Raw genomic sequence first — 16,039 nt, 5'->3', positions numbered from 1 at the left:
CGCCGGTCGGCGGCACGCCGCACTCGAGATGAGGCCGCGGCACTTCGACAACGTCTCGCGCTACTGACGAAGTCCGCCGGTGCACGGCTGTCGGGCCGAGCTGCGACTGGCGGCGGCGGCGAGAATGTGTTCAATATTGCTGTCGGAGAAGAACTGTGCCGGTGAACTCGCTCCCCCGTAGACCCTCGCGAAGCTGTCCATTGCTTCCTGGTCGTCTTGCATTGCCTCCAGCAATTGCGTGAGTTGTGCTGACGGGGGGTCGAGGCGGGCCAGTTGGCAGGTGAATTCGTACATCGGTTGGGCGTGTGCGTCGCGCGCGATGTGGTAGGCGGCCATCGCGTCTTCGTAGGGGCGAGCGCCGGAAAGTGCCTCGTCCACGGCGGTCGCGCACAGTTCGGCGGAGTGAAAGGCATCGGTGATGCCCTGGGCCGTGATGGGGTCGCGGGTGTATCCGGCGTCTCCGACCAGCGCCCAGCCTGGGCCGAAGGGCTTGCGAAAGAAGTTCGGTAGGGTCGTGCCGACGAAACGCGCCTCCCGAGTGGCAGCACCGATCCGCTTGGCGAAGGATGGCGCCAGATCGAACATCAGGGAGAGGGTGCCTTCGATGTCGGTTCTGTTGACGTTGAACTCGGCGTAGGGCCAGCAGCCGACGACCAAAGTCAGGTCGTCGTGGGTGGGGATCGCGGTGAACGCGCGCCGGTCCCGGATGTAGGTCTCGACCCGGCCGTTCATCGGCAGCCCGCTCCAGTAGCTGTAATAGGCGGTCTGCAACCTCGGCTGGACATGATATCGCTCAGATCCCACGGCCTTGGCGATGGTCGAGTACACGCCGTCTGCTCCGATGGTCACCTGTGCCCGCTCGACGACAGGCGAGCCGTTTCTGCTCTGACCGCGGATCCCGGCGACCTGGGTGCCGTCGAAGTGAACGCCGGTGACGCTGAATCCCTCCCGGACTTCTGCTCCGGCTTCGGAGGCGGCGTCGACCAGGATCTTGTCCAGCACGGTTCGCCGGGGCGCGTACGCGACAGGTGCCTGCTCGATGCTGGGGGAGCCGCAGATGGTGAGGGGGCCGAAGTCGAAGGCATAGGTGGTAATCGGTGGGCATCTCGTAGCTTGCAGCCGTCCGAGCTGGCCCCATCGGTCCAGGGCCGCGACTCCCGGAGGGTGGATGGCTTGAGTAGAGATGGTGTCACTGGGAAAGTTGGTCCGGTCGACGAGGAGAACCTTGTACCCCTTGCGGGCGAGGAGCATCGCGGTCGGGGATCCGGCGCAACGCCCGCCCACAACGATCACGTCGTACTGATTCTTGGGCACCTTGATGACATACCTGCCGTTCGCTCGTTATCGGCTTATCGGGCGCGTCGCCTGGCGCAGTAGGTCGGCCAAGTGCTTCGAGCGCGTGGTGCTGCTCGAAGCACTTGGCCGGTGGCGTCTGGTGGTCAGATGCCCAGCAGTGAAGCGTTCAGCCTGCCTTCGCTGTACGCCTCCACCGCGGCGGACAGTTCATCGATGGAGAGGTACCCGTCACCGTCGGCGTCGATCTGGTTGAAAGTGTCCGCGGCATCGGTGTCGGCGCCGACCGCGTGCAACCACTTGGCGAACTCCGCTCGGGTGATCTGGCCGTCGCCGTCGGTATCGCAGAGCTGAACCATCGCGGTGATGTGGGGACGCACCACAGCTGCCCATTGCGCGGCGCCACCGGCGACGATGTCCGCTCCGACACGCTCGAACTGATCGCGTGATATCGAGCGGGTCCCACCGGCCTTGTCCGCGAGGTAGTTCCAGAGGTCGTTGTATCCATTCATGACGGCGTGACCGCGTGGTGAGTTTTCGGTCTCCCCGAACGCCTGGAGGACCCGGCGGCCCTCGGCTTCGAAGTCGCTGCGCTCGAGTTGGCCGTTGTGGTCGGTGTCCCAAAGGTTGAACCTGGCCGAAAGTCGATCCTGAACGGGTTGCGCTGCCATGTCACCACTCCCATGTGTCAGGTACCGCGAGCCGCGCGGTTGCGGTCGCTGGCGGTGATGATTCAACCCGAAGAGTTTTGCCTGGTCAAGGGCACTCCTGTGGTGTGGTGGGCGAACATTCCAACCTGGTCGGCGCTTGGACCCGGCGCTCGTCGTTGCCGGAATACAGGCCGAGAGCCGAGTACACGGCCGACGGAGCCCGCGACGGCGCGTTGATCCGAAAGCAGCTGGTCAGGCCGCTACGCTGGCTCGCGCACCGACCCGCTCGCGCGCCCGGCATCGGTGTCGGTGAATGCGCAACGACAGTCCATCGTGGCGCCGAGCGCCCCAGGAGAGCCGAAGCGAATGCCACAAGGGAAGGGACTTGGCCCATGCACGAGGTAATGGTCCTGCGTGACAGCCGGCAGGCGGCGATCGCGAAGCACGAGTTCTTCGAATGGCTGCACGGCAGCCCCGTGACAATCGAGGACCGGTTGAAATTCGCGCCGATGGCGGCGTTCTTTGTCATGCAGTTCCGGGATATGAACCGCTGGGTGCTGCGTTTTCCACAGGCACGCAACGAGTTCGAATGGGTAATCAACCTGGGAACACAGGAAGACGAGCGGCACTCGCGGATGTTTCTCGAGGACTGGCGCGAACTGAACCTCGACGATCATCTGGGCTGGACGGCAAGCGACACGCTGTGGTGGCTGTTCCTCTCACCCGATCAAGAGATCTTCCGCCGCAGCGGGATCGAGTTCACCTCGCTGGCAGTCGAAGACGGCGATGACGCCTTGATCCGGTTCGGGCACTCCGAGGCAGGCGAAGCCACCGGGCACGTCATGCTCAGCAACACCGCGACGATCGCCGCGACTCTCGCCGACAAGACCGGCCTGAACTACCGCTACTTCGGTCCCTACCACCTCGGCCTGGAGTCCGGGCATGTCGCCAACACCGAAGGCGTATTCGAGGGCGCCGTACTCGATCCGGACCGGCGTGCACGCGCCATCGAACTCTGCGACCGTATGTTCGATATTTTCGACCGCATCTTCGACGGATTCCTGCATTACGCCCGAACATACGTCGATGCCCAGACGGTTCCGGGCCGCCCAGCCGAACCCGCACGCGCGACGAGCGAGTGGAGCGCGCCACCGCTGATGATCAAACCGGGCAACCAGCGAGAGGCCGAGGTCGCCCGTCGGCTGTCGCAGCGAAAGGCTCAGGTCGCTGCCCACCCCTTCTACGGCTGGCTGCGCGAGGACAACGGCCTTTCCCCAGCGCAGAAGCTCCAGCGATTCATCCCGATGTGGGTGATGGACATCCTCGGGTACCGCGACCTGAACCGATACGCCATGACGTACCCGGACCCGCAGAACGCGGCCGAGGAGGCGATCAACGCATGGGCGAAGAGACTCTCCGCACACAGTGGCCTGTTCCTGTCCGACTGGGATGCCTTGGACCTCGATACGCTGCTCGGGCATTCCGCCAGCAATACGCTGGAGTTCCTCTTCCTCGACCAGGACATGGACCTGCACCGGGAGAACATGATCGAGTTCGTCAAGCTTGCCCAGCGCTACCGCGACCCGGCCGTCCGCTGGTGGATGATGGCCGCGCTGGAGTCGACCGGCGAGCAGTTCTTCGCGCACACCCAACCGCTCGCCGCCACCGTCGAAAACGAAACCGGCCTCCGTCTGGACTATCTCAGCGGCAGGCACGACGCCTCGGACATCGGCGCGAACACCGGTGGCGAAGTGGACGGAGCTGCGCCGGCGCGGCTCTCCGCGGAAGGACTTCACACCGCCCTCGCAGTGGTCGACCACGTGTTCGACTCGATGGAGGCCCAGCTCTGGCGTTCGCTGGCGGTGGCACGCGCCAACAAGTTCAACGTTGCCTGAGTGCCACCGGGTAGGTAGCCCGTCGCTTTCCGCGGCGGGTTGAGAATCATCGCCCCCCGACTCGGGGCTCGTCGGCCCACGCCGTCGAGCCCCGACGAGAAGGTCGGCACGTCGACTCCCCTCCTCGACACGCCGCCGTCGATTGTGGGTCCGACCCGCCAGCAGTGCTTCAATGCGGCTATGACCAGGACCTCATTCGCTCGATCTCTGATGGCCGTCGCCGCGGGCTGTGCGGCCGGATTCACGCTGCTGACCGTTCCCGCCCAGGCGTCGAACGAGAACCCGCTCGACTGCGCCGGTGTGCCGGGCGCCCGGGCCGCCGCCGACCGCGAGAGCGCGCGGCGCGGCATCGCGATCACCCCGCTGTGCTTCAGCGGCGGCCTCTACAGCAACATCCACGCGGGAATCCCGCTGATCGTGCTGAACCCGCTGACGATGCCGGGCACCGCGAGCGTGTGCGTCGACGAACGCGGAACCGTCGAGGCCGCAGCCAAATTCGAATGGACCGAGCGGGTCCACGTGATGCCGATGTGTATCCAGAACCGGGCGTTCGGGGTCTATGAGCTGTAGTTTCGCGCCGCGCGCGAGCGGTCCGCACGGAGTCGATCCGTGCGGACTTTTTTTGACTCTTGCCCTATACGTATACATCTACTTATAGTGGGACGGACGGGACGCGGAGTCGCCGCACAACCGCACATCGACCACGACGACGAGCCGAAGCAAGGGGCTCGCCGCTCGTACACCCATGCCCATATGCGCACGCACTTATCGAATTGGAGTGTTCAATGACCACCGAAACGCACACCGAGGCACCCGCGATCGTGGACACCGTCAAGCCCACCGCGGACGGATTCGGCCTGATCGACGTGAAGGTCGGCCCCGGTGGCGGGCGCACCCAGCGATTCACCGGCCGCAAGGTCGGCGAGTCACGGCAGGTGACCAAGAAGGCCGTCGAGGTCGTCCGGGTGTTCCTCACCCGCAAGGGCAACTTCGTGGTGCAGAAGCAGACCGCCGAGTGGTCGGCCTTCTCGCTGCCCGAGAACTGGACCAAGGACTGGAAGAACTGGCGCGCGATGGTCGGCATCGGGGAGCAGGACTGGGGCGACTTCACCGTCGAGGTGGTCGACTCGCTCGAGGCGCTGCGCGATCAGGTCCCGCCGAAGGTCTACCTGACCATCGTCGACCGCGTCAGCCACCCGCTGATCCAGGACCTCGACATCTGACTTCCAGGCCCGGAAAGGACCTCCCACCATGTTCGCCAGACTGGGGCGCGTCGTCGTCCACCATCCGTGGAAAGTGATCGGCCTGTGGGTGATCGCGATCGTCGCCGTGTTGTCGACGGCGCCCGCCCTCACCGCGACCACCGACCAATCCGAGTTCCTGCCTTCGCATTACGAGTCGATCCAGGCGATGAAGCTGCAGGAGCAGGCATTTCCGCAGCACGCCGCGCCCGCGGCACTCATCGTGGCGGTGCGGGCCGACGGCGCGGCGCTGACCGAGGCCGACTCGGCGACAGTGAGCGCCGCCGCGTCCGCGCTGACCGCGCAGAACATCAAGGGCGTCACCGGAATCCAGGTGACACCGCCGTCGGAGAACCGCCTGGTCCAGGTCATCGCGGTGCAGATGACCAAGCTGACCGACGCGGCCGACAAGACGCAGGGCGAGGCGGTGAAGAGCCTGCGCGAGCACCTGAAAGAGCAGGTGCGTGACACCGGATTGAAGGCTGGCATCACCGGCACGGCAGCGCAGACCCTCGACCAGACCGAGCAGGGCGAGAAGGGCATGGCGATCATCGGCATCGCCACGATCGTGCTGATCCTGGTGCTGCTGCTGATCATCTTCCGCAGCCCGGTCATCGCGCTACTGCCGGTGGTCACCATCGGTGCGATCTCGAGCACGGTCGGCGGCCTGATCGCCATGGCGGCCACAGCCTTCGACCTCGAGATCGATACCTCGGTGAACTCGATCCTGCTGGTCGTGCTGTTCGGTGTCGGCACCGACTACATCCTGTTCCTGATGTTCCGTTACCGGGAACGGCTGCGGGCAGGCGACGACCCGAAGACCGCGATGGTCAATGCCGTCGCCAAGGTCGGCGAGGCGATCACGTCGGCGGCGGCCGCGGTGATCATCGCGTTCATGGCGCTGACGCTGTCGAGCCTCGGGATGTTCCGTGCGCTCGGCCCCGCGCTGGCGATCGCGGTCGCGGTGGCACTGCTGGCCGGGCTCACGCTGGTGCCCGCGATCGTCTCGCTGCTCGGCACCAAGGTGTTCTGGCCGTCGAAGGCCTGGCAGATCGAGCCCAAGGGCGCCCGATTCGGCGCGATCGGCGCGGCGATGGGCAGGCGGCCCGGCGTGTTCGCCGTCGCCTCCGGTGGTGTGCTGGTGGCGCTCGGGGTGTTCGCGGTCGGCTTCAATCCGACCTTCGATCTGAGCTCGGGCTCCACCACCGACGCCTCCGAATCGGTGGCCTTCACCACCGAACTGCTCAAGGGGATGCCCGCGGGCGCGACGCAACCGTCGGATGTGTTGCTGCGGTCGACCGCTCCGCTGGCCGACGACCAGCTGGCGGCCTATCGCACGGCGCTGACCCAGGTCGACGGCGTCGGCCAGGTCGGGCAGCCGCAGCTCTCGACGGACCGGACGATCGCGAACTTCCAGGTCACCCTGGCCAACGCACCGGAATCCGATACCGCGCTGGATACGGTGGCAGGCCCGCTGCGCGAGGTCGCCCATCAGGCGGCGCCCGCGGGGGCGACGGCGGCGGTCGGTGGCATGACCGCGGTGTACGTCGACTTCGAGGACGCGATGAACCACGACTACCGGATCGTGTTCCCGGTGGCCGCGATCCTGATCATGCTCGTGCTGGCGCTGCTGCTGCGCAGCCTCGTCGCACCCTGGTACCTGATGGCCTCGGTATTCCTCGGTTTCGCCGCGACCCTCGGCGCGACGGTGCTGGTGTTCCAGCAGATCCAGGGCGAGCACGGGCTGATCTTCACGCTGCCGGTGATCATGTACCTGTTCGTCGTCGCGCTGGGCACCGACTACAACATCCTGATGGTCGCCCGGTTGCGGGAGGAAGCCCGCGAGGGGCACACGCCTCGCGAGGCGGCGGCGCTGGCCGTGCGGCACACCGGGCCTACGGTGGCCGCGGCCGGACTCATCCTGGCGGGCACCTTCGCCTCGATGATGCTGGCGGGCAACAGCAGTCTGTCGCAGATGGGCTTCGCCATCTCGGTGGGCATCGCGATCGCCGCGTTCGTGATGGCGCTGTTCTTCACCCCGGCGGTCACGGCACTGCTCGGGCGCCGCGCCTGGTGGCCGGGACACGGTGGCGACAGCGACGAGGAACGCTCGCCCCGCTGGGCGGAGTACTCCTACGCCGAGAGCTACTACACGCCCCCGGCAGAGAGCCGCCAGGGCTGACACACCCGCCCACCGCAGGTCCGCTCCCCCGCCGGGAGCGGACCTGCTCGTCTATCGTTGCGCAGGTGGCCAAGTCTGCGACACCGGCGGTCGAGCTGGCGGTGGGTGAGCACACGGTGCGGGTCAGCAACCCGGACCGGGTGTATTTCCCCGAGCTCGGCGCGACCAAGCTCGACCTGGTGCGGTACTACCTGAGCGTGGGCGACGGGATCGTGAACGCGCTGCGGGACCGGCCGTGCATGCTGCACCGGTTCCCGAAGGGCCTGCCCGGCGGGAAGATCCACCAGAAGCGGCTGCCCGGCGGCGCCCCCGACTGGATTTCGACTGTGCGCGTGTACTTTCCGCGCTACGGCAGACACGCCGACGAACTGTGCGTGCGGGAGCTCGCCGACGTGATCTGGGCGGTGCAGATGTCGACGGTCGAGTTCCATCCGTGGAATTCGCGGGCGAGCGACACCGAATCCCCCGACGAATGGCGCATCGACCTCGACCCCATGCCGGAGTGCCCGTGGCCGCGGGTGCAGCGGGTCGCCGGGGTGGTGCACGAGATCCTCGACGAGCTGGGCGCGGTCGGCTGGCCCAAGACCTCCGGCGGCTCCGGCCTGCACGTCTACGTGCGGATCGCCCCCGAGTACGGGTTCAAGCAGGTCCGCAGGGCCGCGCTGGCCTTCGCGCAGGAGGTGCAGCGCAGGGCACCCGATGACGTGACGACGGCCTGGTGGCGGCGCGATCGCGATCCGGCCCAGCTGTTCGTCGACTACAACCAGAACGCCCGCGACCACACCATCGCCGCCGCCTACTCGGTCCGCGGCGTGCCCGCGGCGACGGTGTCGACCCCGGTGCGCTGGACCGAGATCGACGACATCCATCCCCGCGACTTCACCATCGAGACCGTCCCCGCCCGCTACGCCGAACTCGGCGACATCCAGGCGGACATGGACGACGCCGTCTTCGACATCACGCCCCTGCTCGACCTGGCCGACCGCCACGGCATCGACGAGCCCGTCGACCTCGACGAATCGTGAGCGCGCCCGACGGGGAAGAATCGAGGCTCCGGGTCCGCGCACGCGCGGCGACGGCAGCAGTTCACTACACAGGAGGACCCGTGCAGGAATCCGCCACCACGATCGCGATCGGGCCGGACCGGCAGACACCGCGCCTGCTGGAGAAAGCCGTCGTCGGAGCGGGCGCGAAGGTCGGCGAGCTCACCGATGCCGACGCGCTGATCTGGACCGGCACAGCCGGCGACTTCCCCGCCACGCTGCCCGCCACGGTGCGCTGGGTACAACTGCCCGCCGCGGGTATCGAGGACTTCTTCGACGCGGACGTCTTCCGCGCGCACCCGGACGTGCTGTTCACCTCCGCGGCGGGCGCGTTCTCGCACAGCGTCGCCGAGCACGCGCTCATGCTGCTGCTGGCGGGCGTGCGCTATCTGCCCGAGCATCTGCGGGCGACGTCCTGGCAGCAGCGCGAGTTCTTCCCGCATGTCGGGTCGTTGCGCGGCAAGACGGTGACGATCGTCGGCGCGGGCGGGATCGGGCGCGCGCTGATTCCGATGCTGGCGCCGCTGGGTGCGCACGTGATCGCGGTGAACCGGTCGGGCAGGCCGGTGACGGGCACGGGTATTCCGGCCGATGTGGAGACGGTGCCCGCCGAGCAGCTGGGCCGGGTGTGGTCGCATACCGACCACGTGGTGGTCGCCGCGCCCGCGACGGCGCAGACCCGGCACCTGATCGGCGCGGACGAGCTGGCCAGGTTGCGGCCGTCGTCGTGGGTCGTCAATGTGGCTCGCGGCAGCCTGATCGATACCGACGCGCTGGTCAGCGCCCTGTCGCGGGGAGTGATCGGCGGCGCCGGCCTCGACGTGACCGAGCCGGAGCCGCTGCCGGACGGGCATCCGCTGTGGGCATTGCCGAACGCGATCATCACCCCGCACGATTCGAATCCGCCGCAGCTGCGGCTGGCGGCCTTCGCCGATCATGTCGGCGCGAATATCGCCCGGTTCGTGGCGGGCGAGCCGCTGCTCGCGATCGTCGAGCCGGAGCGGGGCTACTGAGCGATCCCGCCGCGGCCGCCCCGGGCAGCGAGCTGGCCGCGGGTGGCGAAGCCGAGTGAGGAAGGTTCCATTCGGCAGGTTTGGCGGGTGATCGATGCGCCGGAATCGGACACTGCGGTTAGGCTGTGCTCGTCCTGGTTCGGTAAGGATGGGATCGGCAATGGGATGGACCTTCAGCGCTGACGAATTCGCGCACGTGTGGCGGGAATTCGGTCAGGACCGAACGCCCTTCCCGATCCGGGTGCTCGAGTCGCCGCGCACCGAGTACGAGGCCGCCCGCCTGCGTGCCGGCCTCGATCACCGACTACCCGGCGGCGGCGACCCCGACCTCGCCGCCTGCCTGCGGATCATCGCCGCACCCCACGCCAGGATCGTGCTCGTCGGCGGCGCGCACACCCCAGGCAGCGAGATCCGGCTGCTCGCCTGCTCGGTCTTCGACCACGCGGTGCTCGTGCTCCAGGAACCCGGCACCCGCCCCGATTACGGTGGCAGCGTGCGTGTTTCGATCGGTCATACCGCGGGGATCGGCGCCAGGGTCGCGGCCTGCCTGCCCGACACACCGCCCGGACGCGAACCGGCGCGCGAGGCCGATGCCGACGCCGTCCGCGACGAGGAGACCGTGATCGCGGCCCATCCCGCCGTCCCCCGGATCCAGCGGCTGCTGCGCAAGCCGCACACCGCCGAAGGCCATATCCGCATCGAGACCGGGCTCGACCGGGACACCCCGGCGCCGCCGGTGCACTACAGCTGGATCGATGTGGCAGGCGACGGCCGCTACCTGCTGCGCGCGGGCGAGACCGTGCACGTCGTACCGGCGGCGGCCGGTCAGCTCGCCGCCCAACTGCAGCGCAGGCTCGCACCGGCGCACAGTTCGAACACCAGAAGGTCCGGCTAGCCTGGACGCCGAAGCACGATCTGGAGGGGACGCGATGACGATCGACAGCAGCAGAGCCGAGATCTCCCGGTTCCGCAGCGCCGCCGCGGCGGGGACCGTGAAGTTCGATCCCGATGCCGCGCGCCGGTGCGCCGACCTCTACGAACAGCAGGCCGATCGGCTCGCCCAGCTTCGGCAGCGGCTCGAATCCGCTTCCGAGGCAGAAGGCTTCGGTGGTTTCGTCTCCGCCAAGCAGCTGCAGGCCGGTTTCGCGCACAAGGCGCGTGACGCCGCCGACCTGATCGATCACTACATCGAAGCCGCCTACCGGATGAAGGAGGCGTTCCTGCTCAGCGGCGGTCTGCTGGACGAGGCCGATGCCGCCGCGGCCGCGGCACTGCGCGCCGTCGAGACGAGGCTGCGCTGATGAGCGGCACCGACCCCACCTACATCGGTGCGATGGAGCATTTCGAGTCCATGCCGCACGAGCAGATCTACGCGCGCACCCAGCAGATCGACGCGGCCGCCGTGCTCGGCGCGTCGATGGCCTGGATCGAGAGTGCCGCCGCCCTCACCACTTCCATGCCGCTGACCAGGTCCAATGCCGAGCGGGTCATCGAGGAGACCGGCTGGGAGGGCGCCGCCGCCGATGCCGCCTTCGCCAGTACCCGCAGCTTCGCGGCCGCGCTCGACGAGCTGGCCGGGGTGTTCGGCGAGGTCGGCGCCCGCCTCGGCGGGGTCGCTGCCGCCGCGGAAGCGGTGAAGCTCGCGGTGGTCGCGCCCGGCGGATCCGGGCCGATCGGGACCATCGCGCGGTTGCTCGAGGCCGCGCATGTCATCGACGCCCAGATGGCGGCCGAAGCGCTGCGCCAGGAGGCGGTGCTGGCGATGAACATGATCTACAAGCCCGCGTACACGCTGGCCGGGACCGGGGTGCCCGCGTTGCCCGCGGCGCCGGGGACCGCCCAGGGTTCGCCTGCGGGGCAGGGGGGTTCGCGCAACGGCTCGACGCCGGAAGGAGCCGTGGAATCCGGCGCACCGCAGGGTGAGCCGGCACAGGGCGGTACCTCGCAGACTCCCGGCGCGGCGGCACCTGGTACGCAGACTCCGCCGAGCGGGGAGAGTCCCGCACCGAGCCGGAGTCCGGAACCGACGACGACGCCCGCACCATCCGCCCCGAGCACCGAACCCACTCAGCCGGGAACCACCCCCGCGCCGTCGAGCCAGACCCCCGCTCCACCGGACTCGGGACAGTCACCGGCGCAACCGGACTCGGAGACGCCCGTCCCGAAGACGACGGAACAACCTGCCCCGACACCGGCACCGCCGACCACAGAACAACCGGCACCCGCCCCGACGACACCGGAGCAGCCGCCATCGCCCACCACCGGACAACCGGCACCGCAGACCCCCGCGCCGACCTCGGAACAGCCTGCGCCACAACCGGAACCATCAACACCGCAGCCCACACCGGCACCCCCGGAACCGGCGCCGCAGACTCTTCCGCCCACCTCGGAGCAGCCTGCACCGCAACCCGAAACATCAGCACCGCAGGCCCCCGAACCAGCGCCGCAAACCCCCGCACCCGCTTCGGAACAACCTGCGCCGCAGCCCGCACCACGAGCACCTGAACCGGCGCCGCAAGCTCCCGCACCCACTTCGGAACAGCCCGCGCCGCAACCGGAAACCTCTGCACCGCAGCCCGCACCGCGAGCACCTGAACCGGCGCCGCAAGCTCCCGCGCCCACCTCGGAACAGCCCGCGCCGGAACCACCCGCACCTGAGCCCGCACCCCGCGCGCCCGAGCCGCATGCGGTCAACCCGGCACCGCCGGTGCCCGGGGGCGCGGTCGATCCGGGTGGACAACCGGGTATCACCGGCCCCATTCCTGGTGCGAATGTCCCTGGCCCGCAACCGGTTACGCCGCCACCCGCACCACCGATCGATCTCGACCAGCCCGGCGTCATCCCGCCGCGGCGGTGATCACCGCCGGACAGGGAGGACGCAGCGGAGTACTTGCTGTTCTCGGTGACCTTCGCCGCGACCGTGATCGGACTCGACCAGCTCGCACTGTGGGCGGAGCGGCGAGGCTGGATCTACTGGCGCAAGATACGCAGAACCACCGGTGCCGCGCCCGGCATGCTGGGGGTGGTGGACGACCTGTTCGATCCGGCGTCCAAACACGTTGTCGAGGAACGTGAATCCAAGCAGTTGGTGCGTGTCGAGGCAGGCTCGGGCCGTGAGCTCGACCTCGACACGCGAACGGTCTACCTGCGTGGGGTGAATCCGTCCCCGGAGGACGAGACTGCGGGCGTCAGACCTTGACCAGGTCGTCGGCGTGGATGACCGGGCGCTGCATGGTGTCGGGGAGTTCGGTGGTGGAGCGGCCGAGCATGGTGGACAGTTCGGTGCTGTCGTATTCGACTACGCCGCGGGCTACCACGCGGTTGTCGGGGCTGACCAGGTCGACGACGTCGCCGCCGAAGAAGCGGCCGCGGACGCCGGTGATGCCCGCGGCGAGCAGGGAGCGGCGTTTGGCGACGGCTTCGACGGCGCCCGCGTCGATGAGGACCGAGCCGCGGGTGTCGGCGGCGTGGCGGACCCAGAACTTGCGGCCGGAGAGGCGAACCGGGCGGGCGGCGAAGGCGGTGCCGACGGTGCCGTCGGCGAGCGCGGTCGCGGCGTCGGCGGCCGAGGCGAGCAGGACGGGGATGCCCGCGTCGGCGGCGAGGCGGGCGGCGGACAGTTTCGAGGCCATGCCGCCGGTGCCGAGCGCGCCGCCGCTGCCCGCGATGACGCCGTCGAGGTCGGCGCTGCTGCGCACCTCGGGAATGAAGTTCGCGGCGCCCTTGCGGGGATCGCCGTCGTAGAGGCCCGAGACGTCCGACAGCAGGATCAGGGCGTCGGCGCCGACCAGGTGCGCCACCAGGGCGGCGAGGCGGTCGTTGTCGCCGAAGCGGATCTCTTCCGTCGCCACGGTGTCGTTCTCGTTGACCACCGCGATCGCGCCGAGCGAACGCAACCGGTCGAGGGTGCGCTGGGCGTTGCGGTGGTGCTCGCGACGGGCGAAGTCGTCGGCGGAGAGCAGGACCTGACCGACGGTGCGGTCGTAGCGGGCGAACGAGGTACCCCAGGCGTGTGCCAGGGCCAGCTGGCCGACGCTGGCAGCGGCCTGCTTGGTCGCCAGATCCTTGGGCCTGCGGGACAATCCGAGCGGCGCGATGCCCGCGCCGATCGCGCCCGAGGACACGACAACCACGTCCGACCCGGCACGCATGCGCGCTTCGACGGCATCGGCCAGCCGGTCGAGCCGATCGGTGTCGAGACCGCCCTCGAGGCTGGTCAGCGCCGACGAACCGATCTTCACCACGACCGCGCGCGCCGACACGATGGCCTGGCGCGCCGCACTCAACTCCGAACTCACCTGCATTGCCTTACTCCCTGCACCGCGATCACCGTCGTCGACGGTCCCAGCTCATGCCGGTGACCCACCGCAGTATGCCGATCGAACGGCCGCGCGCGACACCGGTTTTCGGCCGGCGCCGACGCGGCCGGACCCCTACTTCCCGTCTTCGTCGAGCAAGCCGCGACGCGCACGCGAGGCGAGCTTGCGCTCGGCAGCGCCGACGCGGTCGTTGTTCTCCAGTCGCAGGTCGGTACCACGGCCGGTCGGCACGATGTCGACACCGGCGGACACCTGCGGCTCCCACTCGAACGACACGTCGCCGATCGTCACCGAGCAACCCGGCTCGGCGCCCTGCTTGACCAGCGCGGCCTCGACGCCGAGGCGGGCCAGGCGGTCGGCCAGGTAGCCGACGGCTTCGTCGTTGTCGAACTGGGTCTGGCGCACCCAGCGCTCCGGGCGGGTACCGCGCACGATGAAGCCACCGGGCTCCTGCGGGTCGGCGATGACGCTGAAACCGGACTCGTCGGTCGCGATCGGGCGGATCACCGCGCGCTTCGGGGCGGCCTTCGGGTGATCTTCGCGATACTGGCGGACCATGTCGGCCAGCGCGAAGGTCAGCGGACGCAGACCGGCGCGGCTCACCGCGGAGATCTCGAACACCGGCCAGCCGCGTTCGGTGAACTCGGAGGTCACCATCTCGGCCAGTTCGGCGGCGTCGGGGACGTCGGTCTTGTTGAGGATGACAACGCGGGGGCGGTCGGCCAGGTCGCCCAGGCTGGCGTCACCGGCCAGGGCTGGCTTGTAGGCGGCCAGCTCGGCCTCGAGCGCGTCGACGTCGGAGACCGGATCGCGGCCCGGTTCCAGGGTCGCGCAGTCGACGACGTGCGCGAGCACCGCGCAGCGCTCGAGGTGGCGCAGGAAGTCCAGGCCGAGGCCACGGCCGTCGCTGGCGCCGGGAATCAGACCCGGCACGTCGGCGACGGTGAACGTCGTATCGCCACTGGCGACAACGCCCAGGTTCGGGACCAGCGTGGTGAACGGGTAGTCGGCGATCTTCGGCTTGGCCGCGGAGAGCACCGAGACCAGCGAGGACTTGCCCGCCGACGGGAACCCGACCAGGCCGACGTCGGCGACCGACTTCAGCTCCAGGACCAGGTCGAGCTCTTCGCCCTCTTCACCGAGCAGCGCGAAACCGGGGGCCTTGCGCGCCTTGGAAGCCAGCGAGGCGTTGCCGAGACCACCTCGGCCGCCCTTGGCGACGACGAACCGGTTGCCGACACCGACGAGGTCGACAACGACCTCCCCGTCCTTGTCGACGACGACGGTGCCGTCGGGCACCTTCAGCACCAGATCGGTGCCCATCTTGCCGTCACGGTTGCCGCCCTCGCCGGGCTTGCCGCTGCCCGCCTTGGCGTGCGGGTGGAAATGGAAATCGAGCAGGGTGTGGACGTTGCCGTCGACTTCGAGGATCACGTCCCCGCCGTTGCCGCCGTTGCCGCCGTCGGGTCCACCCAACGGCTTGAACTTCTCACGATGCACCGAGGCGCAACCGTGTCCACCTCTACCGGCACGAACATGCAGCACGACGCGGTCGATGAATTTGGACATGGGTTGATCCTCCTCCTTCTGACTGGTCGATTGCGGTAAGGGTGGGCGAACACGACGGAGCGGGTCAGGGAAACAACCCTGACCCGCTCCGGTGTCCGTGGGGAGCTGACGCTCCAGGCGGTCAGGCCTGGACCGGCTCCGGGACGACGATGTTGACGGTCTTGCGGCCACGCTTGGTGCCGAACTCGACCGCGCCCGCCGCGAGGGCGAACAGGGTGTCGTCGCCGCCACGACCGACGTTCACGCCGGGGTGGAAGTGGGTTCCGCGCTGACGGACGAGGATCTCGCCCGCGCTGACCTTCTGGCCACCGAAGCGCTTCACGCCGAGGCGCTGGGCGTTCGAATCACGACCGTTCCGGGAGCTGGATGCACCCTTCTTATGTGCCATTGCTTCGTCTCCTCGGGATGTCTTACTTGATGCCGGTGACCTTGATGACCGTCAGCGGCTGACGGTGACCCTGGCGCTTGTGGTAGCCGGTCTTGTTCTTGAACTTGTGGATCCGGATCTTCGGACCCTTGGTCTGGTCGACGACCTCGGCGGCCACGGAGATCTTGGCCAGCTTGTCGGCGTCGGTGGTCAGATCGGCGCCGTCGACGACGAGAACCGGGGTCAGGGCCACGGCGGTGCCGGGCTCGCCCTCGATCTTCTCGACCTTCACCAGGTCACCGACCGCGACCTTGTACTGCTTTCCGCCGGTCTTGACGATTGCGTACGCTGCCATCGGTCGGCTTCCTCCACTCACGTTGGTCCTGCACATGTCCACGCCACAGCTGCGACGTGTATTTCTGGGCTCATCCCCGCAGAGCGGGGGAAGAACTGTTGGCTGCCTGCGG

General features: G+C 68.6%; 16 protein-coding genes. 10 read left to right on the top strand and 6 right to left on the bottom strand.

What is annotated here, in order from left to right; all coding sequences use genetic code 11:
• Positions 1-60 precede the first annotated feature (60 nt).
• Both ACWF82_RS15615 and ACWF82_RS15610 read right to left on the bottom strand, forming a co-directional pair.
• Positions 61-1,314 (bottom strand): NAD(P)/FAD-dependent oxidoreductase, encoded by a 1,254-nt coding sequence (locus tag ACWF82_RS15615; protein ID WP_452501675.1) that lies wholly within the window; start codon positions 1,312-1,314, stop codon positions 61-63.
• A gap of 125 nt (positions 1,315-1,439) precedes the next feature.
• Complete coding sequence (locus ACWF82_RS15610; protein WP_452501673.1) at positions 1,440-1,964, bottom strand: EF-hand domain-containing protein; 525 nt, start codon at positions 1,962-1,964, stop codon at positions 1,440-1,442.
• A 107-nt stretch (positions 1,965-2,071) separates the two neighbouring features.
• Here ACWF82_RS15610 and ACWF82_RS15605 point away from each other — a divergent pair, with 107 nt between their 5' ends.
• The 10 genes from ACWF82_RS15605 to ACWF82_RS15560 all read left to right on the top strand — a co-directional run bounded on the left by ACWF82_RS15605 (position 2,072) and on the right by ACWF82_RS15560 (position 12,516).
• The gene (locus tag ACWF82_RS15605) at positions 2,072-3,838 is read left to right on the top strand and encodes a hypothetical protein (protein ID WP_452501671.1); all 1,767 of its coding nucleotides are present in this window, start codon (positions 2,072-2,074) and stop codon (positions 3,836-3,838) included.
• Between the two features lie 180 nt (positions 3,839-4,018).
• Complete coding sequence (locus ACWF82_RS15600) at positions 4,019-4,408, top strand: hypothetical protein (RefSeq protein ID WP_452501669.1); 390 nt, start codon at positions 4,019-4,021, stop codon at positions 4,406-4,408.
• Positions 4,409-4,623: 215 nt separating this feature from the next.
• The gene (locus tag ACWF82_RS15595) at positions 4,624-5,061 is read left to right on the top strand and encodes an EXLDI protein (protein WP_452501667.1); all 438 of its coding nucleotides are present in this window, start codon (positions 4,624-4,626) and stop codon (positions 5,059-5,061) included.
• Between the two features lie 28 nt (positions 5,062-5,089).
• On the top strand, positions 5,090-7,261 hold the full coding sequence (locus ACWF82_RS15590) for an MMPL family transporter (protein ID WP_452501665.1): 2,172 nt from the start codon (positions 5,090-5,092) through the stop codon (positions 7,259-7,261).
• A gap of 65 nt (positions 7,262-7,326) precedes the next feature.
• A complete protein-coding gene (gene ligD / locus ACWF82_RS15585; protein WP_452501663.1) occupies positions 7,327-8,286 on the top strand; it encodes a non-homologous end-joining DNA ligase in 960 nt (319 codons plus the stop codon).
• An 80-nt stretch (positions 8,287-8,366) separates the two neighbouring features.
• A complete protein-coding gene (locus tag ACWF82_RS15580) occupies positions 8,367-9,317 on the top strand; it encodes a D-isomer specific 2-hydroxyacid dehydrogenase family protein (RefSeq protein ID WP_452501661.1) in 951 nt (316 codons plus the stop codon).
• Positions 9,318-9,477: 160 nt separating this feature from the next.
• Entirely contained in the window at positions 9,478-10,212 is a 735-nt protein-coding gene (locus tag ACWF82_RS15575) for an ESX secretion-associated protein EspG (protein WP_452501659.1), read from the top strand.
• A gap of 34 nt (positions 10,213-10,246) precedes the next feature.
• Positions 10,247-10,618, top strand: a complete 372-nt coding sequence (locus ACWF82_RS15570) for a hypothetical protein (protein WP_452501657.1) — start codon at positions 10,247-10,249, stop codon at positions 10,616-10,618.
• Entirely contained in the window at positions 10,618-12,174 is a 1,557-nt protein-coding gene (locus ACWF82_RS15565; protein WP_452501655.1) for a hypothetical protein, read from the top strand. The genes ACWF82_RS15570 and ACWF82_RS15565 overlap by 1 nt, the downstream gene beginning before the upstream one ends.
• A gap of 33 nt (positions 12,175-12,207) precedes the next feature.
• Positions 12,208-12,516, top strand: a complete 309-nt coding sequence (locus tag ACWF82_RS15560) for a DUF6191 domain-containing protein (RefSeq protein WP_452501654.1) — start codon at positions 12,208-12,210, stop codon at positions 12,514-12,516.
• Here the strand turns inward: ACWF82_RS15560 and proB are convergent.
• From proB to rplU, 4 genes are all read right to left on the bottom strand, one after another.
• Positions 12,506-13,621 (bottom strand): glutamate 5-kinase, encoded by a 1,116-nt coding sequence (proB, locus tag ACWF82_RS15555; protein WP_444543807.1) that lies wholly within the window; start codon positions 13,619-13,621, stop codon positions 12,506-12,508. The two genes, ACWF82_RS15560 and proB, sit on opposite strands and share 11 nt — an antisense overlap.
• Positions 13,622-13,750: 129 nt before the next feature.
• Positions 13,751-15,205, bottom strand: a complete 1,455-nt coding sequence (obgE, locus tag ACWF82_RS15550) for a GTPase ObgE (RefSeq protein WP_452501651.1) — start codon at positions 15,203-15,205, stop codon at positions 13,751-13,753.
• A 121-nt stretch (positions 15,206-15,326) separates the two neighbouring features.
• Positions 15,327-15,593 (bottom strand): 50S ribosomal protein L27, encoded by a 267-nt coding sequence (gene rpmA, locus ACWF82_RS15545; RefSeq protein ID WP_067486232.1) that lies wholly within the window; start codon positions 15,591-15,593, stop codon positions 15,327-15,329.
• 22 nt (positions 15,594-15,615) lie between these two features.
• Positions 15,616-15,927: a 50S ribosomal protein L21 gene (gene rplU, locus ACWF82_RS15540; RefSeq protein WP_110039506.1), complete on the bottom strand. Its 312-nt coding sequence runs from the start codon at positions 15,925-15,927 to the stop codon at positions 15,616-15,618.
• Between the last annotated feature and the right edge of the window lie 112 nt (positions 15,928-16,039).

This window comes from Nocardia sp. NPDC055053 (assembly GCF_053608285.1).
This window is presented reverse-complemented; position numbering and strand designations above follow the sequence as displayed.

Coding starts and splice junctions, on each gene's coding strand:
- proB (WP_444543807.1), bottom strand. CDS start 13,621: ATGCAGGTGAGTTCGGAGTTGAGTGCGGCGCGCCAGGCCATCGTGTCG.
- ACWF82_RS15600 (WP_452501669.1), top strand. CDS start 4,019: ATGACCAGGACCTCATTCGCTCGATCTCTGATGGCCGTCGCCGCGGGC.
- rpmA (WP_067486232.1), bottom strand. CDS start 15,593: ATGGCACATAAGAAGGGTGCATCCAGCTCCCGGAACGGTCGTGATTCG.
- ACWF82_RS15595 (WP_452501667.1), top strand. CDS start 4,624: ATGACCACCGAAACGCACACCGAGGCACCCGCGATCGTGGACACCGTC.
- ACWF82_RS15570 (WP_452501657.1), top strand. CDS start 10,247: ATGACGATCGACAGCAGCAGAGCCGAGATCTCCCGGTTCCGCAGCGCC.
- rplU (WP_110039506.1), bottom strand. CDS start 15,927: ATGGCAGCGTACGCAATCGTCAAGACCGGCGGAAAGCAGTACAAGGTC.
- ACWF82_RS15590 (WP_452501665.1), top strand. CDS start 5,090: ATGTTCGCCAGACTGGGGCGCGTCGTCGTCCACCATCCGTGGAAAGTG.
- ACWF82_RS15575 (WP_452501659.1), top strand. CDS start 9,478: ATGGGATGGACCTTCAGCGCTGACGAATTCGCGCACGTGTGGCGGGAA.
- ACWF82_RS15610 (WP_452501673.1), bottom strand. CDS start 1,964: ATGGCAGCGCAACCCGTTCAGGATCGACTTTCGGCCAGGTTCAACCTT.
- obgE (WP_452501651.1), bottom strand. CDS start 15,205: ATGTCCAAATTCATCGACCGCGTCGTGCTGCATGTTCGTGCCGGTAGA.
- ACWF82_RS15565 (WP_452501655.1), top strand. CDS start 10,618: ATGAGCGGCACCGACCCCACCTACATCGGTGCGATGGAGCATTTCGAG.